Origin of the sequence: Nonomuraea basaltis, assembly GCF_005893125.1 — a bacterium.
GTDB lineage: Bacteria > Actinomycetota > Actinomycetes > Streptosporangiales > Streptosporangiaceae > Nonomuraea > Nonomuraea basaltis.
Map to the genome: position 1 here is coordinate 52,614 of NZ_VCJS01000003.1, position 23,163 is coordinate 75,776.

Annotated in this window: 24 protein-coding genes, 2 tRNA genes, 1 other RNA gene and 1 pseudogene; 16 read left to right on the forward strand and 12 right to left on the reverse strand. The window is 69.1% G+C overall.

Features of this window, described 5'->3' with window-relative positions:
- Positions 1 to 82: 82 nt before the first annotated feature.
- The 4 genes from EJK15_RS01870 to upp all read right to left on the reverse strand — a co-directional run bounded on the left by EJK15_RS01870 (position 83) and on the right by upp (position 3,350).
- Positions 83 to 1,426, reverse strand: a complete 1,344-nt coding sequence (locus EJK15_RS01870) for a helix-turn-helix domain-containing protein (RefSeq protein WP_138708587.1) — start codon at positions 1,424 to 1,426, stop codon at positions 83 to 85.
- A 96-nt stretch (positions 1,427 to 1,522) separates the two neighbouring features.
- Positions 1,523 to 2,056, reverse strand: coding sequence for a PH domain-containing protein (locus EJK15_RS01875; RefSeq protein ID WP_138708588.1), 534 nt, complete (start codon positions 2,054 to 2,056; stop codon positions 1,523 to 1,525).
- A 252-nt stretch (positions 2,057 to 2,308) separates the two neighbouring features.
- Positions 2,309 to 2,533 (reverse strand): hypothetical protein, encoded by a 225-nt coding sequence (locus EJK15_RS01880; RefSeq protein ID WP_138708589.1) that lies wholly within the window; start codon positions 2,531 to 2,533, stop codon positions 2,309 to 2,311.
- A 178-nt stretch (positions 2,534 to 2,711) separates the two neighbouring features.
- A complete protein-coding gene (gene upp / locus EJK15_RS01885) occupies positions 2,712 to 3,350 on the reverse strand; it encodes a uracil phosphoribosyltransferase (RefSeq protein ID WP_138708590.1) in 639 nt (212 codons plus the stop codon).
- A gap of 169 nt (positions 3,351 to 3,519) precedes the next feature.
- Between upp and EJK15_RS01890 the strand changes: the two genes are divergently transcribed.
- The 4 genes from EJK15_RS01890 (at position 3,520) to EJK15_RS01905 (ending at position 5,095) form a co-directional block, all read left to right on the forward strand.
- Complete coding sequence (locus tag EJK15_RS01890; protein WP_420847012.1) at positions 3,520 to 4,035, forward strand: tRNA adenosine deaminase-associated protein; 516 nt, start codon at positions 3,520 to 3,522, stop codon at positions 4,033 to 4,035.
- A 17-nt stretch (positions 4,036 to 4,052) separates the two neighbouring features.
- Positions 4,053 to 4,529, forward strand: coding sequence for a tRNA adenosine deaminase-associated protein (locus EJK15_RS01895; protein ID WP_138708592.1), 477 nt, complete (start codon positions 4,053 to 4,055; stop codon positions 4,527 to 4,529).
- Between the two features lie 31 nt (positions 4,530 to 4,560).
- Positions 4,561 to 4,998 carry a nucleoside deaminase gene (locus EJK15_RS01900; RefSeq protein ID WP_138708677.1) on the forward strand — a complete coding sequence of 146 codons (438 nt, stop codon included), beginning with the start codon at positions 4,561 to 4,563 and terminating at the stop codon, positions 4,996 to 4,998.
- A gap of 10 nt (positions 4,999 to 5,008) precedes the next feature.
- Positions 5,009 to 5,095, forward strand: a tRNA-Ser gene (locus EJK15_RS01905).
- Between the two features lie 63 nt (positions 5,096 to 5,158).
- Here the strand turns inward: EJK15_RS01905 and EJK15_RS01910 are convergent.
- From EJK15_RS01910 to ypfJ, 3 genes are all read right to left on the reverse strand, one after another.
- Entirely contained in the window at positions 5,159 to 5,458 is a 300-nt protein-coding gene (locus EJK15_RS01910; RefSeq protein ID WP_138708593.1) for a hypothetical protein, read from the reverse strand.
- A 105-nt stretch (positions 5,459 to 5,563) separates the two neighbouring features.
- Complete coding sequence (locus EJK15_RS01915) at positions 5,564 to 5,860, reverse strand: type II toxin-antitoxin system VapB family antitoxin (RefSeq protein ID WP_127937745.1); 297 nt, start codon at positions 5,858 to 5,860, stop codon at positions 5,564 to 5,566.
- Positions 5,861 to 5,909: 49 nt separating this feature from the next.
- Positions 5,910 to 6,743: a KPN_02809 family neutral zinc metallopeptidase gene (gene ypfJ / locus EJK15_RS01920; protein WP_138708594.1), complete on the reverse strand. Its 834-nt coding sequence runs from the start codon at positions 6,741 to 6,743 to the stop codon at positions 5,910 to 5,912.
- A gap of 209 nt (positions 6,744 to 6,952) precedes the next feature.
- On the opposite strand from ypfJ, the gene EJK15_RS01925 reads away from it, so the two are divergent.
- The gene (locus EJK15_RS01925) at positions 6,953 to 7,594 is read left to right on the forward strand and encodes a LysE family translocator (RefSeq protein ID WP_138708595.1); all 642 of its coding nucleotides are present in this window, start codon (positions 6,953 to 6,955) and stop codon (positions 7,592 to 7,594) included.
- A 167-nt stretch (positions 7,595 to 7,761) separates the two neighbouring features.
- On the opposite strand, the gene EJK15_RS01930 is transcribed toward EJK15_RS01925, so the two are convergent.
- From EJK15_RS01930 to EJK15_RS01945, 3 genes are all read right to left on the reverse strand, one after another.
- Positions 7,762 to 8,403, reverse strand: coding sequence for an aminoglycoside adenylyltransferase domain-containing protein (locus EJK15_RS01930; RefSeq protein ID WP_138708596.1), 642 nt, complete (start codon positions 8,401 to 8,403; stop codon positions 7,762 to 7,764).
- Positions 8,404 to 8,773: 370 nt separating this feature from the next.
- Positions 8,774 to 9,244 carry a hypothetical protein gene (locus tag EJK15_RS01935; protein WP_138708597.1) on the reverse strand — a complete coding sequence of 157 codons (471 nt, stop codon included), beginning with the start codon at positions 9,242 to 9,244 and terminating at the stop codon, positions 8,774 to 8,776.
- Positions 9,245 to 9,563: 319 nt separating this feature from the next.
- A tRNA-Ser gene (locus EJK15_RS01945) sits at positions 9,564 to 9,651 on the reverse strand.
- Between the two features lie 106 nt (positions 9,652 to 9,757).
- Between EJK15_RS01945 and ffs the strand changes: the two genes are divergently transcribed.
- Positions 9,758 to 9,853, forward strand: an RNA gene (gene ffs, locus EJK15_RS01950) — signal recognition particle sRNA small type.
- A gap of 31 nt (positions 9,854 to 9,884) precedes the next feature.
- Positions 9,885 to 12,308: a DNA polymerase III subunit gamma and tau gene (locus tag EJK15_RS01955; protein WP_138708598.1), complete on the forward strand. Its 2,424-nt coding sequence runs from the start codon at positions 9,885 to 9,887 to the stop codon at positions 12,306 to 12,308.
- A gap of 330 nt (positions 12,309 to 12,638) precedes the next feature.
- Here EJK15_RS01955 and EJK15_RS01960 read toward each other — a convergent pair whose 3' ends face one another.
- Complete coding sequence (locus tag EJK15_RS01960; protein WP_138708599.1) at positions 12,639 to 14,189, reverse strand: helix-turn-helix domain-containing protein; 1,551 nt, start codon at positions 14,187 to 14,189, stop codon at positions 12,639 to 12,641.
- A 449-nt stretch (positions 14,190 to 14,638) separates the two neighbouring features.
- Here EJK15_RS01960 and EJK15_RS01965 point away from each other — a divergent pair, with 449 nt between their 5' ends.
- From EJK15_RS01965 to EJK15_RS01985, 5 genes are all read left to right on the forward strand, one after another.
- On the forward strand, positions 14,639 to 14,989 hold the full coding sequence (locus EJK15_RS01965) for a YbaB/EbfC family nucleoid-associated protein (RefSeq protein WP_171074048.1): 351 nt from the start codon (positions 14,639 to 14,641) through the stop codon (positions 14,987 to 14,989).
- 2 nt (positions 14,990 to 14,991) lie between these two features.
- Complete coding sequence (gene recR / locus EJK15_RS01970) at positions 14,992 to 15,591, forward strand: recombination mediator RecR (RefSeq protein ID WP_138708600.1); 600 nt, start codon at positions 14,992 to 14,994, stop codon at positions 15,589 to 15,591.
- Positions 15,584 to 16,114, forward strand: a complete 531-nt coding sequence (locus EJK15_RS01975) for a DUF5063 domain-containing protein (RefSeq protein ID WP_138708601.1) — start codon at positions 15,584 to 15,586, stop codon at positions 16,112 to 16,114. The genes recR and EJK15_RS01975 overlap by 8 nt, the downstream gene beginning before the upstream one ends.
- A gap of 87 nt (positions 16,115 to 16,201) precedes the next feature.
- Positions 16,202 to 17,476, forward strand: coding sequence for an aspartate kinase (locus EJK15_RS01980; RefSeq protein WP_138708602.1), 1,275 nt, complete (start codon positions 16,202 to 16,204; stop codon positions 17,474 to 17,476).
- Complete coding sequence (locus tag EJK15_RS01985; protein WP_138708603.1) at positions 17,473 to 18,531, forward strand: aspartate-semialdehyde dehydrogenase; 1,059 nt, start codon at positions 17,473 to 17,475, stop codon at positions 18,529 to 18,531. Before EJK15_RS01980 ends, EJK15_RS01985 begins: the two co-directional genes overlap by 4 nt.
- A 64-nt stretch (positions 18,532 to 18,595) precedes the next feature.
- Here the strand turns inward: EJK15_RS01985 and EJK15_RS01990 are convergent, their stop codons facing one another.
- The gene (locus EJK15_RS01990; RefSeq protein ID WP_138708604.1) at positions 18,596 to 19,807 is read right to left on the reverse strand and encodes a hypothetical protein; all 1,212 of its coding nucleotides are present in this window, start codon (positions 19,805 to 19,807) and stop codon (positions 18,596 to 18,598) included.
- 174 nt (positions 19,808 to 19,981) lie between these two features.
- On the opposite strand from EJK15_RS01990, the gene EJK15_RS01995 reads away from it, so the two are divergent.
- The 4 genes and pseudogenes from EJK15_RS01995 to EJK15_RS72550 all read left to right on the forward strand — a co-directional run bounded on the left by EJK15_RS01995 (position 19,982) and on the right by EJK15_RS72550 (position 23,150).
- Positions 19,982 to 20,650: a TetR/AcrR family transcriptional regulator gene (locus EJK15_RS01995; RefSeq protein WP_171074049.1), complete on the forward strand. Its 669-nt coding sequence runs from the start codon at positions 19,982 to 19,984 to the stop codon at positions 20,648 to 20,650.
- Between the two features lie 143 nt (positions 20,651 to 20,793).
- Positions 20,794 to 21,753: an LLM class F420-dependent oxidoreductase gene (locus EJK15_RS02000; protein ID WP_138708605.1), complete on the forward strand. Its 960-nt coding sequence runs from the start codon at positions 20,794 to 20,796 to the stop codon at positions 21,751 to 21,753.
- Positions 21,754 to 21,756: 3 nt separating this feature from the next.
- Positions 21,757 to 22,272, forward strand: a pseudogene (locus EJK15_RS77375) (amidase family protein); the annotation flags it as partial.
- A 23-nt stretch (positions 22,273 to 22,295) separates the two neighbouring features.
- Entirely contained in the window at positions 22,296 to 23,150 is an 855-nt protein-coding gene (locus EJK15_RS72550) for an amidase family protein (RefSeq protein WP_206060603.1), read from the forward strand.
- Positions 23,151 to 23,163: the final 13 nt, after the last annotated feature.

A 23,163-nucleotide genomic window follows, 5' to 3' on the forward strand; every position in this document is an offset into this window, starting at 1 on the left:
AAACCAATCATCCTATGAGTCAATGACTGGTCGACCCTAATTATTCCAGACTCCAAACGCCAAATCTGGAGCTTCCGGAGGATCAGCGGGGAACTATCGCGTCAACCGTCACCCCTGCCATGGCGGAGCGGACTCCGGCAGCTTCGAGGGCCCTACGATAGGCCGCCGTCTGCTGCGTCACGGACCCGACCCTGCCAAAGAGGTCGCCCAGCTCGCGCCAGCAGCGGGCGGCCTGCCGGTCGGAGCCGAACACCGGCCGGTCGAGCGCGCCGAGCAACTGGTGAGCGGTGTTCAGGGACGCGATGGCGTCCGCGCCCTGGTCGAGCGCCACGGTGGCCAGCACGAGGTAGGCCTCGGCAGGCGCGGTGCCCGAGTGGCCCGACGACTGCTCCAGCGCCGCGCCGGCCAGCTCGCCCGCGCGCGCCGGGTCGCCGGCCCGCAGCCTGACCCGCGCGTGGACGATCAGGCTCTCGCCGTGCTCCCGCGTGGTGTTGGGGAAGGCGGCGAACACCTCGGACGCGGCCGCGACGAATCGCTCGGCCTCGTCGATCGGCGCCGTCGCCATCCTGGACCAGTGCATGGCGGCCCGGGAGAGCTGCAGCGCGAGCCGGGCCTCGCGGCCGGCCATGATCGCGTCGTCGGCCAGGCGCACGGCCAGCGCGGAATCCTCGCCCGCCGCGGCGGCGGCGCTCGCGTGCCACAGCGCCTTGATCTCTCCGGAACGGTCCACAACATGAGGAACGCCGGTTCTGTCCAGTACTCGCTTGATGTACGCCAGCTCGGGGGAGTCGCCCTCCCGCTCGCTGCGTGCCTCGACGAGCGCGGCGGCCAGGTCGACGGCGATCTCGCCCTCGGTGATGGACAGCCGCTCGGCCTGCTCAAGGGCGTAGGAGGCCAGGTCGCGGGCCCGTAGCCGGTCGCCGGCCCGCTGGTAGCAGCGGCTCAGCGCGGTGGTGAGCGGAAGGTCGGCCAGCCGCTCTGGGTGGGCAGCGGCCTCCCTGCGCAGGCGCTCGAACGCCTCCACCGCCTGGCCGAGACGCCCCTGCGCCTCCAGAGCGCGCGCCCTGCCGAAGCGTGCGTGCGCGGTCAGCATGGCGTTCTCCTCGTCGGCCGCCTTCACGATCTCCGTGAAGCGGTCGGCGGCGACGGCCGGATCGCCGTGCTGGAGCTCGAGCTCGGCATGGCGCAGGCCGAGCTCGGTGTCGATGCGCTGCCGAGGCTCGATCCCGTGAAGGAGGAACTCGGTCGTGCACCCAAGTCGCTCGGCCAGGAGCCGAGCCACGACTGGAGTCGGCGTGCGCTTGCCCGACTCTATGAGCGAGACATAACTGTCAGACAGGTCGGGTCCGGCCAGCTGGGCCTGCGACATTCGCCTGTTCAGCCGCAATCCACGGACGCGGTCACCGATGGTTCCCTGACTCGGCATCTCATCTCTCAAGGCGGGGAAGGGTCAACAACACGCAATGATTGCATGAAGTAGCCGAATCTGGTATCCCCGCGTGAAGAATTCTCCACGCGGAGATTAATCGTCGCTGTCGTCCTTGCTGGGAAAAAGCATCTGGCAGACCTCGAGGTACAAGGTCTCCGGGTACGGAATGTACTCCACCGTGGAGAGAGCCTGGTCCTGACCAGCGGACTCCAGGATGAACTCACCGTAACCGAGCATGCGCCCAAGCAGAGATCTCTGGAAACTCATGTCGGTGACCTTGCCCAAGGGCATCATCGCGACCTTCCGGGTGATCAGCCCGGTGGTCAGCAACATGCGCTTGGAAGTCACCACAAAGTAATCGACTGACCACTCCGCGACTTTCCATACGAAACGGATCAGCAGCAGGAGCCACAGCCACCAGACGACGACGAGTGCCGTGCCGCCCGCGTCGCCGCCGCCGAAGACTTTGCTGAGCAACCCGGCGATGATCAGGCCGCCGAACACCTCGGCGACAGGGCGCAGCAGGATGGCAGGGTGCCGCCGCACCATGAGGACTTGTTGCTCGTGGGGGAGGAGGTAGCGGTTGACCGACGCCGGGGCGGAGTCCCCGTGGGTCACAAGTCTCATGAGAGGTTGTTCACGAATTGGGCCAGTGAGTCAGCCGCGTTGACCATCGTGTCGAACGCCCCCTTCACCGCGTCAGCGGCGTCAGCTGGCCGAGCCAGCAGGTAGTACGCCACAAATGCGATACCACCGTATGTGAGGACTTTTTTGACCTGCACTGTCGCCTCCGTGCCACTTACCCACTCCACCCGCCGTATACATTACCCACCCGGATGCCGGGGTAAAGGTGACTTGGCGGGTTAGTTTTGATCTTGCTTAGCCACGTTCGCTGGCCACCAGAGCCAGGACGTGAAGGTGCTTGCGCGCGATGCGTTCGACCAGGCTCGGATGGGCGTAGCCGGTGACCTCGAGCGCGCCGTAGTGCGCCGCCTCGACGCAGCGCGTTACCGTGGTCGTGGAGTGGACGCCGGCGAACTCCTCGCGCAGCACCGCCTCCACCTCCGCGTACGGAGTCGGATCGGCCTTGATGTGCTCGTTCACGAGAACACCTCGGAACCGGGCATGTCGCTCATCGTGCTCCCTCACGCGCATGCGGAAGTAACCTTCCCATCTCTTCGTACCCACTCAACCACACTATGTAACGAAGTGACGACCCTGCGTGACGGAAATGGACCTCTTCGGGTGGCGTTCGGATCGGTCCAAGCGCCGCCGTACGGCCTCAGACGACGCCGTAGAGGCGGTCGCCGGCGTCGCCGAGGCCGGGCACGATGTAGCCGCGCTCGTTGAGCCGCTCGTCGAGGGCGGCGGTCACCACGCGGATCGGCTTGCCGGAGTTCGCGAACACCTTGTCCATGTGCGCCAGCCCCTCGGGGGCGGCGAGCAGGCAGATGGCCGTGACGTCCACGGCCCCCCGCTCGAACAGGAACTGCACCGCCGCCGCCAGCGTCCCGCCGGTGGCCAGCATGGGATCGACCACGAAGCACTGCCGCCCGGACAGGTCGTCGGGCAGCCGCGTGGCGTATGTCTCCGCCTGCAGCGTGGACTCGTTGCGGATCATGCCCAGGAACCCGACCTCGGCCGTGGGCAGCAGCCTCGTCATCCCGTCGAGCATGCCGAGCCCCGCGCGCAGGATCGGCACGACCAGCGGCTGCGGCTTGGCCAGGCGCACGCCCTTGGCGGGCGCGACAGGAGTCTCGACGGTGACGTCGATGACCCGCACGTCGCGGGTGGCCTCGTACGCGAGGAGCGTCACCAGCTCGTCCGCGAGCCTGCGGAAGGTGGGCGAGTCGGTGCGGACATCACGCAACGCGGTGAGCTTGTGAGCCACGAGCGGATGGTCAACGACGAGGGTCTCCATGGAGGACAACGCTATCTCGCGGGAGGCGTGACGGCATCGTGCGGGGGACGTACCGGACATCTCGGTATTGGTTTTGATCACAATTTGGTCGGAGAGGCACACGCCTGGTCGCCGGTTCTGGAACGATTAGGTCTTGGTGATATCTGTCGTGTCAGAGGTCGGGGTGGAGATGGCGATGACAGACGAAGACGCTCTCGACTTCGCCATCGTGGTTTATCGCGAGGACGATCGTTGGGATGCCGAGCTGCTGCCTGCCACGCTCACATCCGACCTGAAGGGTCTTATCCACGCTCTGCGGCAGCAGCCGAGCGAGAGCGGCACGATCGGCCTGGTCGCCGTGGGGGATGAGTTCTTCGTGGCGCTGCGGGTCCTGGCAGATCGCGTCGACGTGTTCCTGTCCGACATCGCCGCCTCGTGGGACTTCCCGCTGGCCCGCCAGGTCCTCGACTACCTGGACGTGCCCGTGCCCGACGAGGAGGAGCTCGACGAGATCCTCCAGGATGAGGAGACCGTGCTTCCCGCCGGAGATCTGTCGATCTTCGCCGATCTCGGGTTGGACGAGATGGAGCTGGGCATCCTCTCCGGCGACATTGACCTGCTGCCCGAAGATGTGCTGTCCAGCATCGCCGCGCGGCTCGGCTTCTCCGAGCCGTTCGAGCGTGCCATCGAATCGGTCTTCGGCTGACCCCCTGGAGCGCGGACATGGCGTCCAACACCTTCTCTGCGGCTTTCGTCAGGACCTCCGACGGCTGGAGCGGCGCCGAGGTCGATCTGAGTCATGCTGAGATCGTTGACGACTTCGGCGACGCCGTCCTGGAGACGCTGGGCCTGACCGGCGACGAGCTGGCCCTGTTGTGCGTCGAGGTCGAGGACGAGTGGTTCGCCATCGCCCGATACCGGGGCGAGGAAGAGCCGCGCGTTTTCCTTTCGGACGCGCATGCGGTGGTCTCCGACAGCCTGGGTGAGCTGTTCGCCGAGTTCGCCGGCGTGGTGCCCGACAAGGAGAGCAACGGGCTCGGCGTACGCCCGGCAGGCGACTTCGAGCTGCTCAGCGACCTGGGCGTGAGCTCGGAAGAGCTGCTGGAGCTGAGCATGGAGGAGGGCATGCTGCCCGCCGACATCCTGTCCGTGCTCGCCGAGCGGCTGTCGTTCGCCGACGAGCTCGACCGGTTGCGCTAGCCCCGCGAGCCCGGTGACCTACGAGGAGGCCATGCGCCTGGCCCTGGCGGAGGCCGTCGCGGCGGCCGCCAGGGAGGAGATCCCCGTGGGCGCCGTGGTGCTCGGCCCGCTCGGCGAGCTCCTGTCCGCGGCGGGCAACGACCGCGAGTCCTCCGCCGATCCCACGGGCCACGCCGAGGTCCTCGCGCTCAGGCAGGCGGCCGCGGCGCGCGGGCAGTGGAGGCTGGGCGGCTGCACGCTCGTGGTGACGCTCGAGCCGTGCACGATGTGCGCCGGGGCCGCGGTGCAGGCCAGGGTCGATCGGATCGTGTACGGTGCCGTCGACGAGAAGGGCGGGGCCGTGGGCTCACTCTGGGACGTCGTACGCGATCGCCGGCTCAACCATCGGCCCGAGGTCGTCATGGGCGTGCTGGCCGAAGAATGCTCCGCCGTACTAAAGCGGTTCTTTGCCACTCGGAGGATCCGGTAAGCTCGTGCGCGGTGGTGTCGCCTAGTGGCCGAGGGCGCACGCCTCGAAAGCGTGTGATGGGGCAACTCATCCGTGGGTTCAAATCCCACCACCACCGCCGTTACGAGAGGGCTCCCGGGATTCGGGGGCCCTCTTCGCGTTCCGCCCTTCGGGCAGGGGACTACCTGGACGGTTCGGCCGGGGTCTGCTCGGGCGTGCCGGGGTCGAGCCGCACCGTCGGCACGTCCTCGGTGGTCTCCAGCGAGTCGCGTACGGCCACGGCCCCCTGGTCGGCGAGCACGAAGAAGAGTGCGCCGCCGGCGGCCAGCAACAACACCGGCAGCCCGATCGCCAGCAGCAGGATCACGTCCAGGTTGCCCTTTTTCGGAGGCGGCGACTCGTGGCCGTAGTAGGGCGGGGTGTGCCCGTACTCGTATCCATGCGGCGGTTGCTGCCCGGGTGGTTGCTGCGGATCCCGCACGGCATTCTCCAAAATGATGTTGAAAGACGCTGCTCTGACGCGCGAGACACCACATGGGTTGACGCAACAAAAGGGAGCCGCGAATCGCGGCTCCCTTTTGATTTCTCAGTTGGGCAGTTCCAGGACCCTGGCGTGCAGGATCGATCGTTGGTGCAGGGCCGCGCGCAACGCGCGGTGCAGACCGTCTTCCAGATAGAGCTCGCCCTGCCACTGGACCACGTGCGGGAAAAGATCCCCGTAGAAGGTGGAGTCGGCGGCGAGCAGCGAGTGCAGGTCCAGCATGGCCTTCGTGGTGATCAAAGAGTCGAGCCGGACCTGCCGTGGAGGTATCTGCGCCCACTCTCGGTTCGTCAGACCGTGTTCGGGATAAGGGCGTCCGTCGCCGACAAGCTTGAAGATCACCCCACTGATTTTAGGAGAGAATCCGATTGCTCGCGCTATCCAGGGCTCGTCAGCCCAGGTCGGCTTGTTCGCAGTCGGCGGGCGCGCCGTTTTCGTAGCCGCGCTGGAAGGCGGCGTCGCGTTGCTCCGAGCTGCCGTGCGTGAACGATTCAGGATCGATTCTGCCCCGGGTGCGTTGCTGGATTCTGTCGTCGCCGATGGCGGCGGCCGCGTCCAGGGCTTCTGAGATTTCCGCCTTGGTGAAGGGCTTTTCGTAGAAGCCGGTGGTGACCGCGTTGCGGGCCCAGACCCCGGCGTAGCAGTCGGCCTGGAGCTCAATGGGGACCGAGCTGCCGGACCGGAGGTCGCCGAGGAGGTCCTGCACGTGGTGGCCGTACTCGTGGGCGATCACGTACGCCTGGGCGAACGGCCCTCCCTTGGCGCCGAACTCGCTGTGGAGCTGGTCGAAGAAGCTGAGGTCTAGGTAGACGCGCTGGTCGCCGGGGCAGTAGAAGGGGCCGGCGGCCGAGCTGGCGGCGCCGCAGCCGGTACGCACTCCGCCCGAGTACAGCACGGTCTTGGACGGGCGATACTCGGAAATTTCCCGCTTCCAGTAGTCCTGGATGCTGTTCACCACGCCGACCACGCGGCACCGTTCTGACTGGTCGGCGTCCTTGCCCGTCTGGCACTGCTCGGCGAGGTTCGATGGGGGACGCCGCTGGGCGGGCTCGGTGCCGCCACCCACGTTGTTCAGTACGAACACCAGCACGAGCGCGATCAGGCTGACGATGCCGCCGCCCCCTATGATCATGCCGCCGGGAAAGCCGCCGCCGGAGAACCCGCCGCCCCCGCCGGCGTCCTCCACCTGTGAGGGATCGAGGTCGACCTGATCTCTGAAGTCCATGACGTTCCTTCCGGGGGTGCCCGCATGGACCCACTTCCCCGAAGGGGCGCCTAGATGCCCCCGGAGAACGTGTCGGACCGCTGTCGTACCCGACGCTGACCACTTCTCGCACTGCCGCGAGGTGCCGTGCGTGAAGGCGTCGGTGTCACGCCACCTTGGTCCGCAAGGGCGGCAGGATCTTCCATCTTTATGTCCGCTAATCTGCCGATATGACGGGTGCCTTGATCGGAATCGCGCTGGTTTCCCTGGGGATGGTGCTCACCCCCGGCCCGAACATGATCTACCTGGTCTCACGCTCGATCAGCCAAGGTCGCCGCGCAGGCCTGATCTCCCTCACCGGTGTCTTCCTGGGCTTCAACGTCTACCTGACCGCGACCTGCCTGGGGTTGACGGCGGTCTTCGCGTACGTCCCGGCCGCGTACACGGCGCTCAAGCTGGCCGGCGCCGCCTACCTGCTCTGGCTGGCCTGGAACGCCGTCAAGCCGGGCGGCACGTCCGCCTTCCAGCCGCGCGAGCTCGACGTCGAGCGCCCGCGCAAGCTGTTCGGAATGGGCCTGCTCACCTGCCTGCTGAACCCCAAGATCGCCATCCTGTACCTGTCGCTGCTCCCGCAGTTCATCGACCCGGCCATGGGACACGTGCTGCTGCAGAGCCTGGCGCTCGGCTCGGTGCAGATCGTCGTCGCCACCACGGTCAACGGCCTGATCGCGATCTCGGCGGGAAGCCTGGCCGCGTTCCTGGCCGCCCGCCCGCTCTGGCTCCGGATCCAGCGCTACGTCATGGGCACGGTGCTCGGCGGCTTCGCGATCCACATGGCGACCGACCGCTCCAAGGCCCTGGTGGCCGCCTGAGCGGGCCCCTGCTCGTTGGAGCCCGCTCGTTCACCGGTCGAGCCACATCGCCTGTATCCGGAGGACAGACCGGGTGATCACGAATGCCAAGGGCGCCGTTCCCGGTCGTCTGCGCCAACGACGCCGAGATTCCGCGCAGGAGCTCGCACGGGACGAGGCCGACCTGCTCAAGCCCTCACAGGTGAGAAGCGTAAGAGGCTGCACGCTTCTGTAACGAATTGGGCCGCTTCTTCGGCGTTGGGCCCGTAGTCCCCACAGCTCTGGTAGGCCACAGCGGCCGTTACGGTGGCGTCATCGGGATGGCGGATTAGATACCACTCGGCACCGTCGAGCTTGGAACACAGGTGTCCATCCTCAGCGAACCGTACCGCCCGGCAGGCGTTGAGCACGGCGTATGCGGCGGAGCCGTGGTCAAGCGCCCACCGCAGGTCGCCGGCCATCGCCGTGAGGACGCGGTCCCGAGACACCGGGCCGAAGACCCAGGCCGGCGGCGGCCCCAGGACCGGAAGAGCCCGATCTCGGCAGACGGCGCTGTGCAGGACAAGGTCGGGATCGCCAGAGTCTCCTGCTCCTGTCACCATCACGGTCTCATCCGAGGTTGTGTTGATGTGTACCTCGAACAGGCAGGAACCAAGCACACGTGCGGTTGCCGCCGTGATGACGCTCATCTCCAGCCCCGTGCCAGGACACCGTTCCGTGGTCGCTGCGATCGCCTCGCCCATCGCCTGCTGAGTGGCCGTAGTACCGGGCCCCTCGACGACGGCGAGCACGTCAACATCACTGCGCGCGAAATGGAATCCACCGAGCACGGCCGAACCGTGCAGATAGACGCCGACCAGATCGGAGCGGAGCCCGGCGAGGACCGCCGCGACCTCGCCGACATAGCCGAAGACCTCCGGCGGGACATTCGCTGGTCTGATCACGAGAGCTGAGGCTACGCCGGGGACGCACAGCGTGCCAGCCGTGCTCTGACCTAGCGATCTACGTGACGTGGCCTTCGATACCTTGATCGCGAATTCGGGTCGGTGCGGTGCCGGTCGATCACCGAGGTAAAAGGGACCTAGAAATACGGGACCACGGTTGAACCGTGGTCCCGCGTGATGTTCTGTGGGTTCTCGGTGGGATCCGGTCTCGACGTAGGCGGCCGGTCAGTGCGGGGACCACGCCCGTGTCACGACATCAGCCGTAGTTCTGCACCCACGCCCTGACCGTGTGGGACTTGGGGCTGAGCGTGATGATGGCGCGGTAAGTACCGGCCGGGACGTTGCGGATGCGGTGGTACATCTTCCCACCGACGCAGTAACCGTTACTGGACCCACCCACCGTCCACCAGCGGCCGGCGTACTTGCGCTGGATGTACGCCTTGGCGCGAGTACCGTCGCCGCCGTTCCAGCATTGGACGACGATCTGCATGACCTTGGCCCTGTTCCGCAGGGCGGGGCTCTGCAGCTTCTTGGTGTTTCTGCTGCCGTACCAGAGGGTGGACCAGCGGTCCTGAGCCGAAGCCTGGGCCGCCTCACTGACCGAGGCGAGGGATGTCACGGTCGGCTGGAGCGCGGATTCGGCGGCGGCCGCGTGGGCCGCCACCGGGGCGGAAAGACCCGCGGCGAGTGCGCCGGCGACGATGGTGGCGGGAAGGTTTCTCATCATGCTTCCTTTCCATTCGTTGTCCTGGACGGCGAACGCCGTCCCTCTTGCCGAATGGAAAGGTAGGGCGGGGCATGTTGAGAGCGTGTTGAGGATCGGTTGAGGTGCCCGCCTGAACCCCAAGCCGCCGAACGGCGGATAGCGAACAGATAGGGCTGTCCCCAACGATGGAAGACGCCCGTGGCGGCCCACGACCGGAACCGGTCATAGACGGTGGACCACGAGCCGTACTCCCCGGGCAGGTCTGAGCGCCTGGTGAAGCAGAACTGAGACCCAAAGCCAGAGGGGTCGTACCGATCATCTCGGTACGACCCCTCTGGGCTGGCGGAGGATAGGAGATTTGAACTCCTGAAGGGTTGCCCCTTACACGCTTTCCAAGCGTGCGCCCTCGGCCACTAGGCGAATCCTCCGCCGTTGAGCTTACCGGACTCGCGGGTGTGTGGAGACCACGTTTTTTTCGGGTCCACTGATGGGGCGAGCGTGGAGCGAGCACTGCCGCAGCCGGTTAGACTGTCCACGGACCCCTCGCGCGGCGTCATCCTGTGAACCTCCCCAGGGCCGGAAGGCAGCAAGGATAAGCGGGCTCTGGCGGGTGTGCGGGGGGTCTCTTCGTTGGGAGCCCCCTCGCAGGCGGGATGGTCGCATGAGCCTTGCGCTTTATCGCAAGTACCGACCCGGGACCTTCGCCGAGGTCAAGGGTCAGGAGCACGTCACAGACCCGCTGCGGCAGGCGCTGCGGACGGGCCGCATCAATCACGCCTACCTGTTCAGCGGCCCCCGAGGGTGTGGCAAGACCTCCAGCGCGCGCATCCTGGCGCGCTCTCTCAACTGCGAGCAAGGCCCGACGCCCGACCCCTGCGGCGTCTGCGAGTCGTGCGTCGCGCTCGCCCCCACCGGCCCCGGCCACCTCGACGTCATCGAGATCGACGCAGCCTCGCACGGTGGTGTGGACGACGCGCGCGACCTGCGCGAGCGGGCGTTCTTCGCCCCCGTCTCCGCGCGCTACAAGATCTACATCATCGACGAGGCGCACATGGTGACCCGCGAGGGGTTCAACGCGCTGCTCAAGCTCGTCGAGGAGCCCCCGTCGCACCTGAAGTTCATCTTCGCGACGACCGAGCCGGAAAAGGTCATCGGCACGATCAAGTCGCGTACGCACCACTACCCGTTCAGGCTGATGCCGCCCGCGACGCTCCGGGCACTGCTGGAAGAGATCCTCAACTCCGAGAACGTCCCCTTCGAGCCGACCGCGCTGCCCTTGGTCGTACGCGCCGGCGCCGGCTCCGCGCGGGACTCGCTGTCGATCCTTGACCAGCTGCTCGCCGGGGCGGATGACGACGGCATCACCTACGCCAAGGCCGTCTCCCTGCTCGGTTACACCGACGGCGACCTGCTCGACGAGGTCGTCAACGCGTTCGCGGCCCGCGACGGCGGCCAGGTGTTCCACACGGTCAACCGGGTCATCGAAGGCGGCCACGACCCCCGCCGCTTCGCCTCCGACCTGCTCGAGCGCTTCCGCGACCTGGTGATCCTGGCGAACGTCCCCGAGGCCGCCTCCAGCGGCCTGCTCGACCGGCCCGCCGACGAGCTGGAGCGCCTCGTCCAGCAGGCGTCCTCGATGGGGCCCGCCGAGCTGACGCGGGCGGCTGAGATCTTCAACGCCGGCCTCACCGAGATGCGCGGCGCGACGTCGCCGCGGCTGCTGCTCGAGCTGATGTGCGCCCGCGTCCTTCTTCCCGGCGCCTCGCAGGGTGAGGACGCCCTGCTCGCCCGCCTCGAACGCCTGGAACGGGGCGGCGCCGTCGCCCAGATGGCCGCCCGAGCCTCGTCCGGTACGCCCGCCGCCCCTGCTCCCGGCTCGGTGACCATTCCCCGCCCGGGCATGGCCAGCCAGTCCGCCGCGCCGTCCGGCCATGCTCCCGGCGCCGAGCAGGCGGCTCGCGCCGGAGGAGTCCAGCCCCAGGGCGGTCCGGTGACCGATTCCGCAGGCGGCCACAACGCTCCCACGGCTCCGACTCACGCCAATGCTCAGCCGGCTCAGTCTCATGCCGCTGCTTCGGCGGGTGGGGACGACTGGCCGGAGCCTGCCCGCCCCGGCGCTCCAGCCCCGGCGGCGGCCGCTCCTTCCTCAGGGGGCGGCGGCAGTTCGGCGGCACCCGGCTCTCAGGCGTCTTCCGGCGGTGGTACGCAGTCTCCTCCGGGCGGCGGCGGGGTTGCCGGTCCGGGCTCCATGCAGCAGCAGTGGCCTGCCGTGCTGGCCGCGCTCAAGCAACGCAGCATCGTGGTCTGGGCCAACGTGAGCACCAACGCCCAGGTGGTCGGCATGGAAGGCAACCTGGTCACGCTCGGCTTCACCCAGGTCGGCGCCATGAAGAACTTCACGGGCGGCGGCAAGGACGCCGTCGTGGCCAGCGCGCTCAGCGACGTGCTCGGCGGCACCTGGCGCGTCGAGGCGGTCGTCGGCGGCGCCCCGGCCCCGCAGGCCTCCCGTAGCCGTCCGCCGCAGCCGCCCGCACACGGAGCCCCCGCCTCTCCAGGCGGCCAGGGCACGACGACCAGCCCTCAGGGCACGCATGCCGCCGCTCAGGGCATGTCGGCTCACTCCCAAGGGCGTACGGCGTCACACGGCGCCTCCCAAGACGACCAGAGTGCCCAGGACCCCGGGCAGCCTCCGGCCGCGCCGCCAGGACACCAGACCACGGACGAGTCCTGGCCCGACGCCCCTGACGATCCGAGTCCGGCCGCCCCGCCGACCCCCGACCCCACGCGAACCGTGGCCGCCGCACAGCATGCCGCCGCGCCCCCGGCGGGCGGACTGGCGGGCGCGGGCCTGGCCGCCGCGAGATCGGCGGCGAAGGCCGCCGCCCAGGCAGGGCCGCGTGCCTCATCCTCCCGAGGCGGCGCCGCGGCCTGGCCGGACGCGGTCCCCGGCCGCAACAAGGGCCCAGACTCCGACGAGGTCGACCCCTTGAACGACGCGGACGCCGACGTGGGCGCGGTCTCCGGCATGGCGCTCCTTGAGCGGGAGCTCGGCGCCCGGGTAATCGGCGAGATCAACCACACATAACGCACGACGCGCCGTCCGTCCGCCCACTCGACCGTTGCATCCACCGGAGCCACCGGCGATTGGCGACCTCAGGCGTCTGACCACAGTCGCGGACGGCCCTTGACCACGAGCAGCCGCGTCAGCGGATGGCCTCCGAATGAGAACCCAGGTGCAGACGGTGCCCGAGGTGCGACATAGCCATTCAGGGGGCAACGTGCGACGTTACGGTCTTGGCACGTGCGCCCGAGGGGCGCTGAACCGACGGGCGGTCGTGACGACGGCGGGAGGCGCTCTCCTCGGCCCCGCCGTAAAACAAGAAAACCCACCCCGAGAACGTTGGAGGGGTCGGCGTCAGGGGAGAAGGCGGGCGCGAGCGGCGGCGGAGCGGGAGTCGGTCGCGGGAAGGGCGGCGAGGCGTTCGAGGACTTCGTAGTCGTCGCGCCCGTTGGTGGTCTGCGCGTACGCCCACAGGTGCTCAGGAGAGCCGTGGCGCAGGAGGCAGGCGCGGACCTGGGCCTCGAGCTCGTCCCGCGCGCGCCGGATCTCCGGGGACTCCGAGCGCGGCAGCAGCGGCCCGGTGTACGCGCGTGCCAGCGCGGCCGGGTCAGCCGCCGTGAGATGGCGGCGCACGGCGAGGAAGTCGGCTTCGATCGGACAGGCCAGCCGGTACGGCTTCGCGGCGATCGCGTTCCCGAGCTGGGCACGCAGCCGGTGGATCTCCGCCCTGATCGTCACGGGGTTGCCGGCGTCGCCGTACAGGTGGAAGGACAGCTGCTCGGCCGTCAGCCCGTGCTGGTGCAGGGCGAGAAGGGCGAGGATCTCCGCGTGCCGGAGCGACAGCGGCCGGTCGCGGTCCCCAAGGGAGCGGTCCGCAAGGGGGCGGTCCGCAAGGGGGCGGTCCGCAAGGGAGCGGTCTCCGAGGGAGACGGAGGGCGGGCCCTCGCCGAGGAACGAGAGGGTGAGGGCGGCGGGCGTCGCGGTCGGCACGGTACGCAGCAGGTAGCCGCCGGAGAACGGCTCCAGCAGACCGACCGTCCCGTCGCGCAGGATCATGCGCTGCCCGGACAGGCGAAGGCGCTCGGCTGGATCGGCAGCGGGCAACTGGAGCCGATCGTCGGGCACGTCCGGGTCGTCCCAGAGGGGGACGCGTGCGCCCAGGCGGCCTGACGGGTCGCCGGAGATGACGCGGCCGGTGGGGGAGAGCAGGATGCCGGGCCGGCCGCGCAGGGATTCGTAACGGCGGCGCAGGCGCTCGTCGCGTTCGTGCATCCGCACCGCGAGCTGGGTCTCGGCGAGCTTGGCCGCGGCGCCGACCAGGGCGACGGTGGCGGGGTGCAGGCTGCGGGCGGTGCCGCTGACGTCGACGCAGCCGATGACCCGGCCCGAATCCGGGTCGGTGATCGGAGCGGCGCTGCACGACCAGACGTGCAGCACGCGCATCAGGTGCTCCTCCGAGTAGACGTGCACCGGGCGGCCGGTCGCGAGCGCGGTGCCGATGCCGTTGGTGCCGACGTTGCCCTCGGCCCACTGGTGGCCGTCGGCGAGACCGATCTGGTCGGCGCGGCGCAGGATCACGTTGCCGCCCTCGCGCCACAGCACCCTGCCGTGACCATCCGTGACGATCATGACGTGGCCGGTCTCGCTGGCCAGGCCGGAGAGCGTCTCGGCGAGGATCGGCAGCAGGGGCTTCAGCGGATGCTCCCGGCGGATGTCCTCGATGTACGCCGGGTCGTAGACCAGAGGCGCGCTCGTGCCCTCCAGGTCGATCCCCGCCGCCAGGGAGCGGCGCCAGGAGGCCTCGATCAGGCTGCGGGGCGACTCTGGCCAAACCCGGCCTGTCGCCGCGGCTTCGTGCGCTCCGCGTAGAAGGCGGGAGTACGCATCGAGATGGGCGTAACTCATTGGTCACTCCAAGTAGTCATCTAGAGCATCCGCCTTACGGCCGATCTGCGCAACCTGTTCGGGGGATTGCGGAGGGTGTTTGAATGAACGCAACCTGTGTGCAACGTTGCCTTGGCTAGCGTGCTGGCTCAACGCGTCGGCGTGGTGCGGCCGCTCCGTCGGCGTGATGGCCGGGTCCCGGACGCTGGAGGGGGGCCGGGACCCGGCCAAATCGCACATGCAAGATCAGGCCCGGCGGTCTCACGGGGGTGGGAAACCGCCGGTCCACGGCAGGCAGGAACATCGGCCCCACATGACAATCGACGGGGGAAACACCCGCCCCATGCGGCGTACCGGGCGCCGGACGGCGGCGGGCGACGAAACATGGGGACGCTCCCAGTACATGTCGCCGCCCAAACACCGTAGGCTCGTGGCAGTCAAGAACGCGGAGCCACGAGGAGCGCACGACGGTGAACCCAGGGGATGTCAACCTGCAGCAGCTGCTGGAGCAGGCACAGCTCATGCAGCAGCAGCTTGTGAGCGCCCAGCAGGAGCTCAACGATGCGCAGATCGAGGGCTCATCAGGCGGCGGCCTGGTCACGGCCGTCGTCAACGGCTCGGGCGAGCTGCTCGAACTCAAGATCGACCCGAGCGTGATCGACGCCGGGGACGCGCAGGAGACCGCCGAGACGATCGCCGACCTGGTGATCGCGGCCGTCCGCGACGCCGTGCGCGCGGCCGCCGACCTGCAGCAGGAGAAACTCGGCCCGCTGGCGCAGGGGCTGGGTGGCGGCGGCCTCGGACAGTTGCCAGGATTCTAGGTATGTACGAAGGGGTCGTCCAGAACCTGATCGACGAGCTGGGGCTGCTGCCCGGCGTCGGTCCCAAGAGCGCGCAGCGGATCGCGTTCCACCTGCTGGCGGCCGATCCAGCCGACGTCAAGCGGCTGGCCCACGCGTTGCTGGAGGTCAAGGAGAAGGTCCGCTTCTGCCGGGTGTGCGGAAACGTGGCCGCCGAGGAGGAGTGCCGCATCTGCCGCGACACCCGCCGCGACACGCATGTGATCTGCGTGGTCGAGGAGTCGAAGGACGTCGTGGCGATCGAGAAGACCCGCGAGTTCCGCGGCACCTACCACGTGCTCGGCGGCGCGATCAGCCCGATCGACGGCATCGGCCCCGAAGACCTGCGCATTCGCGAGCTCATGACACGCCTGGCCGACGGCCGGGTCACCGAGCTCATCATCGCCACAGATCCCAATCTCGAGGGAGAGGCGACGGCTACCTACCTCGCCCGTCTGGTGAAGCCGATGGGTATCAAAGTGACACGACTGGCCAGCGGTCTGCCTGTTGGCGGTGACCTCGAATACGCCGACGAGGTGACCTTGGGCCGCGCGTTCGAAGGACGGAGGCTGCTGGATGTCTGACCAGTGGAGCGCTCTGGCGGAAGAGATCTCCGGGCACGCGCAGAACTACGTGGACGGCCTGACCAGGGTCGCCGGCGGCGAAGGCGGCGACGCCATCTGGTCGTTGCTGCTGGTGGAGGTCGCACAGGTGAGCCTGGCCGGCGCCAAGCTCGGCGCGAACAGGGACGTGATCCTGGCCGGCAACTACGAGCCGCCGATGAGCGAGGACCCCGACATCGACGGCGTGCGCACCGCGCTGGCCGAGCTGCTCGGGCCGGTCGACGACTACGCGGAGGTGTTCGACCCCTACAAGGACACCGGCGTCACCCCCTACCGGCTGTCCGACGACCTGACCGCGGTCGCCGCCGACCTCATCCACGGGCTGCGCCACTACCACGCCGGCCGTCCCCACGAGGCGCTGTGGTGGTGGCAATACTCCTACTTCAACACCTGGGGCAACCACGCGGGTGCCGCGATGCGCGCGCTCCAGGCCCTGGCTGCGCACTCGCGCCTCGACGTGGCCGAGGAGACCACCACGGTCTGATGATCATCCACATAGTGGTATGAGCCATCAGGCGCATGAGAGGCCCCAAGTAGACTGGCACCTCACAGTCCAGACCGGGAGACTCTCGTGGCGCTCGTTGTGCAAAAGTACGGTGGTTCGTCCGTCGCCGACGCGTCCTGCATCAAGCGGGTCGCGCAGCGGATCGTCGCGACGAAAAAAGCCGGCAACGACGTGGTCGTGATCGTCTCCGCGATGGGCGACACGACGGACGAGCTGCTCGATCTGGCCGAGCAGGTGTCGCCGCTGCCTCCGGGCCGCGAGCTGGACATGCTGCTGACCTCGGGCGAGCGCATCTCGATGGCCCTGCTTGCGATGGCGATCGCCAATCTCGGCCACGAGGCCCGCTCGTTCACCGGCTCGCAGGCAGGTGTGATCACCGACTCCACGCATGGCAAGGCGCGCATCATCGACGTGACGCCCAGCCGCATCCGCGAGGCGATCGACCAGGCCCACATCGCGATCGTGGCCGGGTTCCAGGGGGTCTCCCAGGACACCAAGGACATCACCACGCTGGGCCGGGGCGGCTCCGACACCACCGCGGTGGCGCTGGCGGCGGCGCTCGAGGCCGACGTGTGCGAGATCTACACCGACGTCGACGGCATCTTCACCGCCGACCCGCGCATCGTGCCGGCGGCGCGCCAGATCCCCAGGATCTCCTATGACGAGATGATGGAGATGGCGGCCTGCGGCGCGAAGATCCTGCACCTTCGCTGCGTCGAGTATGCTCGCCGCTTCCACCTGCCGATTCACGTACGCAGCTCTTTCAGCACCAGGGAAGGCACGTGGGTCGTCTCCGACCCTTACACCGAAGGAACCGAGATGGAGCAGCCGATCATCTCCGGCGTCGCACACGACCGGAGCGAGGCCAAGATCACTGTTGTCGGGGTCCCCGACAAGGTCGGCGAGGCTGCCTCGATCTTCAAAACGCTGGCCGACGCCGAGATCAACATTGACATGATCGTGCAGAACGTCTCGGCCGCGGCCACGGGCCGCACGGACATCTCCTTCACGCTGCCCACGACCGACGCCCAGACGGCGCTTGCGGCGCTGAAGAAGATCCAGGCCGAGATCGGCTACGAGTCGCTGCTCTTCGACGACCAGATCGGGAAGGTGTCGCTGATCGGCGCGGGCATGCGCTCGCACCCCGGCGTCACGGCGACGTTCTTCGCGGCCCTCGCGGACGCGGGGGTCAACATCGAGATGATCTCCACCTCGGAGATCCGCATCTCTGTGATCGTCGGGCAGGACGGCGTCGACGCGGCCGTGGCGGCCGCGCACCGCGCCTTCGATCTCGACGCCGACCAGGTTGAAGCCGTGGTGTATGGAGGTACAGGACGATGAGCAGGCCGAATCTCGCCCTGATCGGTGCCACCGGCGCCGTGGGCACCGTCATGCGGGACATCGTCTCGTCGCGTGAGGACATCTGGGGGGAGATCCGTCTCGTCGCCTCGCCCCGCTCGGCGGGCAAGGTGCTCCGGGTGCGCGGGGAGGACGTCGTCGTCCAGGCCCTGGCACCCGAGGTGTTCGACGGCATCGACGTGGCCATCTTCGACGTGCCCGACGAGGTGTCGGCCGTGTGGGTGCCGATCGCGGCCGAGCGCGGCGCGATAGCGATCGACAAGTCCGGCACGTTCCGGATGGAGCCCGACGTGCCGCTGGTCGTGCCCGAGGTCAACCCGCTCGACGCGCGCACCCGGCCGCGGGGCATCATCTCGACGCCCAACTGCACGACGCTGTCGATGATGGCGGCCATGGGCGCGCTGCACGCCGAGTTCACGCTCACGGAGCTCGTCGTGGCCTCCTACCAGGCGGTGTCGGGCGCCGGCGTGGCGGGCTCGGCCCGGCTCTACGACGAGGTCGAGGCGCTGGCCGGGGACCGTTCGATCGGTCAGGCGGCGGGCGACGTACGCAAGGTGCTGGCCAACAAGCTGCCCGAGGAGTCGCCGTTCCCCGCGCCCATCGCGTTCAACGTGGTGCCGTGGGCCGGCTCCTACAAGGACGGTGGCTGGGCCTCCGAGGAGCTCAAGCTCCGCAACGAGTCCCGCAAGATCCTCGGCATCCCGGACCTGAAGGTCTCCGCGACCTGCGTACGCGTGCCGGTGATCACGACGCACTCGCTGGCCGTGCACGCGCGGTTCGAGCGCGAGATCACGGTCGCCGACGCGCACCGCGTTCTGGAGGCGGCGCCGACGGTGGTCCTCGTGGACGACCCGGCCAACGGGGTGTTCCCGACGCCTCTCGACGTGGTGGGCACCGACCCGACCTACGTGGGGCGCGTTCGCCAGGCGATCGACTTCCCCAACACGCTCGACCTGTTCGTGTGTGGTGACAACCTGCGCAAGGGCGCGGCGCTCAACGCGGCGGAGATCGCCGAGCTGGTGGCTGCCGAGCTGTAGCGGTTACCTGGGTGGGCGCCGTGCGTTGCGTGCGGCGTCCACCTTTGTTGTGCCGCGGGCTCTGTCACCGGAAGAGGATGTCCCAGTGGTCGCTCTCGTCGGCGAATGTCGTGCCTGAGGAAGAGCGGTAGAGCGGGGCGCCGTCGCTGCGGACACCGGCCCTGTCGTGGTTCTTGGTGATGTACCGATCGATGCAGGGATTGTGGCTGATGTCCAGCTTGTAGCCGTTGCCGTGGCTGTAATGGCCGGGCGCGTGGCCTGCCTCGGTCCCGCCGGTGACCATGATCGGACAGTGGCTCTCGCGCTTCAGCTCGATGACGCGGGCGATCGTGCCGGTCCGCACCGAGTCGAGCGACGTGCAGTGGTGCAGGTGCTTGCTCGTGCAGTGGCCGGTGGACCTCGTCCGCAGGCCCGCGCTCTTCAGCCAGCCGGCCGCGGTGGCGTGGGACATCGGCACGGCGGCCTGCCGGGGCACGACGCGGGTCAGATCGACCCGTGCGCGCTTGCGGGCCGGGTGGTGCCGTGTCTGGGGCGTCCGCACCGCGCCGGTACGCATGGGCCTCGGGAGCGCCTTGACCTCCGCCCGGTTCGCCACCGCCTTGCGGCCCCCCGCCGCCCGCGTCCGGGACCGGGCCACGTCCTTACGCGACCGCGTCCGGGCGGCCGTACCGGCCGGAGGCCGCTTCTCGGTGGCCGTGCCGGGCTCGAGCCGGCCATGGGTGGCTCGGTCAGACTCGGACGGAGCCTGGGCGGCCCCGTCGGATTCCGGGCGGGTCTGGACGACCGTGCCGGACTCAGGGCTGGTCTGGAGGGCCGTGCCGGACTCGGAGGGTGTCTGGGCGGCCGTGCCGGACTCTGCGCTGGTCCGGGGGGTCGTGCCGGACTCTGGGCTGGGCAGGAGGGCCGTGGCAGGCTCGGAGGGGGCCTGGGCGGTCATGTCGGACTCGGGAGGGGTCTGAGTCGCGATGCCGGCCGGCGGTTGTCCCACGTTCTGAGGGGCAGCCGGCGGCCAGTCGCCTGGTATGGCCGGCGGGTACTCCCGGGCCGCCAGGAGCCGCTCGAGGGGCCAGCCCTCGGCCATGCGCAGGCCCAGCGAGTCCGAGAGGGCCTCCATCATGGCGGCGTGCCTGGCCGGCGCCGGCCCGTGGTAGAGCCCGGCCTCATACAGGCTGCTCGTCGCCGGCTGCCCTTCGGGGCCGGTAGCAGCCGAGGCGGCCGAAGCCAGTGCGATTATGCTGATCTCTATGCCGAGGAGCGCGACTCCAGTGAGGCGCACTGTTCCACGTATCCACATGTCGATGCCTTTTCGCGGAAATAGCCCTTCCGCCTGAAACGACAATCCCACCTTTCACACGCGCTAACTCCTGCTGCGAGGGCAACTTTGCCTTGTGGCGGTGATCACCGTGCGGCTTCATGACTTAACCTCGTTTCCCGACGTAAAGTGACGAACGTGTCCGAAGCCCGAAACCGAGGATCGGAGAGCACCCGAGAGGTCATCGTCGAGACGGCCTTGCGACTGTTCAGGGAGCGCGGCTTCGACGCGACCACGATGCGCGCCATCGCCGCCGAGGCCGGGGTGTCCGTGGGCAACGCCTACTACTACTTCGAGAGCAAAGAGGCGTTGATCCAGGCGTACTACGATCGCGCCCAGGCCGAGCACGAGGCGGCCTGCCGGGAGTTCCTGGCCACCGAGACGTCGTTCGCGGCGCGGCTGAGCGGGGTGCTGTGCGAGTGGGTACGCGTCTCCGAGCCCTACCACGAGTTCGCCGTGAAGTTTTTCAAGCACGCGGCCGAGCCGACGAACCCCCTGAGCCCCTTCAGCAAGCAGTCGTCCCCGGCCCGCGAGGCGTCCATCGCCATCTACCGCCAGGTCGTCGAGGGGTCGCGCGACCGCATGAACGCGGAGCTGCGGGAGGAGCTGCCTGAGCTGCTGTGGCTGCTCTCCATGGGCATGGTGCTGTTCTGGGTGCACGACACGTCGCCGGGCTGCGTGCGGACGTACCGGCTGATCGAGGTCACGGTGCCGCTGGTGGACCGGCTGGTCGGGCTGTCGCACCTGCCTGGGCTGCAGGGGATCACGAAGGACTTCATCGCCGCGGTCCACGAGCTACGGGCATAGGGCAACATACCGCCCGGTTGGTATCGTCGGACGCGTTCAGCGTCCGACGATGAGGAGCGAGGCTCGCACCTATGGTCGGCCGCGCCAGCGGCCAACCGCGCACCCATGGTCGGCCGTATTGACCATTACCTGGGAGGCCGCCGATGACGCAGAACTGGGGCATGACGATCCCCTTCTATGACCGCTCGCTGTCGAGGTCCCAGGAGCTGATCGCGGAACTGCCGGGACTCGGCTACACCGACGCCTGGTCGGCCGAGGTGAACGGGGCCGACGGCTTCACGCCGCTGGCCCTGGCCGCGCAGTGGGCTCCGGGGATCAGGCTGGGCAGCGCCATCGTGCCCGTCTCCACGCGCGGCCCCGGGCTGCTGGCCATGTCCGCGGCCACGGTGGCAGACCTGGCGCCCGGGCGGTTCGTGCTGGGCATCGGCGCGTCGTCGCCGGCGATCGTCGAGCGGTGGAACGCCGGTGAGTTCACCAAGCCGTACGCGCGCACCCGCGACACCCTGCGTTTCCTGAAGCGGGCGCTGGCGGGGGAGAAGGTCTCGGAGACGTACGAGACGTTCGAGATCAAGGGGTTCAAGCTGGAGCGGGCCCCGAAGATCCCGCCGAAGATCGTGCTGGCCGCGCTGCGCCCCCGGATGCTGCGCCTGGCCGCCGAGGAGGCCGACGGCGCGATCACGAACTGGCTCTCCCCCGAGGACGTGCGCCGGGTACGCGCCGAGATCGGCCCGGACACCGAGCTGATCGCCCGCCTGTTCGTCTGCGTGAGCGAGGACACCGAGAAGGTACGCGAGATGGCCAGGTGGATGCTCGCCAGTTACCTGACCGTCCCGGTGTACGCCGCGTTCCACGACTGGCTGGGCCGCGGCGAGGTGCTGCGTCCCATGCACGAGGCGTGGGCGGCCGGCGACCGGCAGGCGGCGCTCAAGGCCATCCCCGACGACGTGGTGGACGCGCTGATCGTGCACGGCGACGCGGCCGCCTGCCGGGCCAGGATCCGGCAGTACGTGGACAACGGGCTCGACACCCCCATCCTCGCCCCCATCCCGGGCGGGGAGATCCCCATCGAGCAGGCTGTACGGGACCTCGCTCCGAAGGAGTAGCGCATGGACGAGTTACTGAAGCTTGACGCGGTCGGGCAGGCACAGGCGATCAGGGACGGCCAGGTGTCCGCGCGGGAACTGGCCCAGGCCGCGATCGCCACCATCGAGGCCCGTGACGGCGAGCTGAACGCGGTCATCTACCGCCGATTCGAGCGCGCGCTGGCCGAGATCGCCGCCGTTCCCGCCGGCGCGCCTTTCGCGGGCGTGCCGATCCTGCTGAAGGACCTCGGCTGGCGGCAGGCGGGCGAGCCGTACAGCGCGGGCTCGAACGTGCGGGAGGGCGTCGAGGTCACCGAGGACGGCTACGGGGTCACGCGGCTGCGCGAGGCCGGGTTCGTGGTGCTCGGGCGGACGAACACCCCCGAGTTCGGCAGCACGATCACGACGGAGCCGGTGGCGTTCGGGCCGACGCGGAACCCGTACGATCCGGCGTACTCGGCGGGCGGGTCCAGCGGCGGCTCGGCCGCGGCGGTGGCGGCGGGGATGGTCGCGCTGGCCACCGCCAGCGACGGCGGCGGGTCGATCCGCATCCCCGCGTCCCTGTGCGGGCTCGTGGGGCTCAAGCCGTCGCGGGGGCGGGCGAGGGCTGGAGCGGCTTCTCGTGCCCGGGATTCGTCACCAGGACCGTGCGGGACACGGCGGCGGCGCTCGACGTCGTCTCCGGCTTCCAGCCCGGCGACCCGTACGACGCGCCCGCGCTGCCGGGCCCGCTGGCCGCCGAGGCCGGCAAAGCTCCCGGGCGGCTGCGCATCGGGTACGTCACCACGCACCCGAGGGGCGACGTGCCCGAAGTGCCCGACCTGGCCGAGGCCGTCGCCAGGGCCGCTGCGCTGCTGGAGTCGCTCGGCCACGACGTGACGCCCGGCGGCCCCCAGGCGCTCGGCGACCCGGACTTCTCCGGGCACTTCGGCGCGATCGTGGCCAACAACCTGGCCGCGCAGGTCGCGAGCCTGGGCGAGACCTGCGGCAAGCCCGTCGAGCCGGAGGAGCTGGAGCCGCGCAATGCCGCCATGGTCGGCGCCGGGCGGGCGCACAGCGCGGCCGAGCACATCCAGGCCACCCAATGGATGGACGGCTTCCGCCGCCGCATGGCCGCGTGGTGGAGCGCCGGCCACGACCTGCTGCTGATGCCGTCGCTGGGTGTCGCGCCGTTCCCGCTCGGCTGGATCCCGCCCGAGGACCTCAGCATCGCCTTCGGCAGGACCGCGCACGCCGTGTCGTACACCTCGCCGATCAACGCGACCGGGCAGCCCGCCATCTCGCTGCCGCTGCACAGGAACGCGGCCGGACTGCCGGTGGGCGTGCAGCTCGTCGCCGCGAACGGCAGGGAGGACCTGCTGATCAGGGTGGCGGCGCAGATCGAGCGGGCCAGGCCGTTCGAGCACCCGGCGATGTGATGATCGGCAGGAA

Coding starts and splice junctions, on each gene's coding strand:
- EJK15_RS01985 (WP_138708603.1), top strand. CDS start 17,473: ATGAGCAGGCCGAATCTCGCCCTGATCGGTGCCACCGGCGCCGTGGGC.
- ypfJ (WP_138708594.1), bottom strand. CDS start 6,743: ATGGACTTCAGAGATCAGGTCGACCTCGATCCCTCACAGGTGGAGGAC.
- EJK15_RS01870 (WP_138708587.1), bottom strand. CDS start 1,426: ATGCCGAGTCAGGGAACCATCGGTGACCGCGTCCGTGGATTGCGGCTG.
- EJK15_RS01925 (WP_138708595.1), top strand. CDS start 6,953: ATGACGGGTGCCTTGATCGGAATCGCGCTGGTTTCCCTGGGGATGGTG.
- EJK15_RS01900 (WP_138708677.1), top strand. CDS start 4,561: ATGCGCCTGGCCCTGGCGGAGGCCGTCGCGGCGGCCGCCAGGGAGGAG.
- EJK15_RS01960 (WP_138708599.1), bottom strand. CDS start 14,189: ATGAGTTACGCCCATCTCGATGCGTACTCCCGCCTTCTACGCGGAGCG.
- EJK15_RS01895 (WP_138708592.1), top strand. CDS start 4,053: ATGGCGTCCAACACCTTCTCTGCGGCTTTCGTCAGGACCTCCGACGGC.
- EJK15_RS01975 (WP_138708601.1), top strand. CDS start 15,584: ATGTCTGACCAGTGGAGCGCTCTGGCGGAAGAGATCTCCGGGCACGCG.
- EJK15_RS02000 (WP_138708605.1), top strand. CDS start 20,794: ATGACGCAGAACTGGGGCATGACGATCCCCTTCTATGACCGCTCGCTG.
- recR (WP_138708600.1), top strand. CDS start 14,992: ATGTACGAAGGGGTCGTCCAGAACCTGATCGACGAGCTGGGGCTGCTG.
- EJK15_RS01955 (WP_138708598.1), top strand. CDS start 9,885: ATGAGCCTTGCGCTTTATCGCAAGTACCGACCCGGGACCTTCGCCGAG.
- EJK15_RS01875 (WP_138708588.1), bottom strand. CDS start 2,056: ATGAGACTTGTGACCCACGGGGACTCCGCCCCGGCGTCGGTCAACCGC.
- EJK15_RS01935 (WP_138708597.1), bottom strand. CDS start 9,244: ATGATGAGAAACCTTCCCGCCACCATCGTCGCCGGCGCACTCGCCGCG.
- upp (WP_138708590.1), bottom strand. CDS start 3,350: ATGGAGACCCTCGTCGTTGACCATCCGCTCGTGGCTCACAAGCTCACC.
- EJK15_RS01890 (WP_420847012.1), top strand. CDS start 3,520: ATGGCGATGACAGACGAAGACGCTCTCGACTTCGCCATCGTGGTTTAT.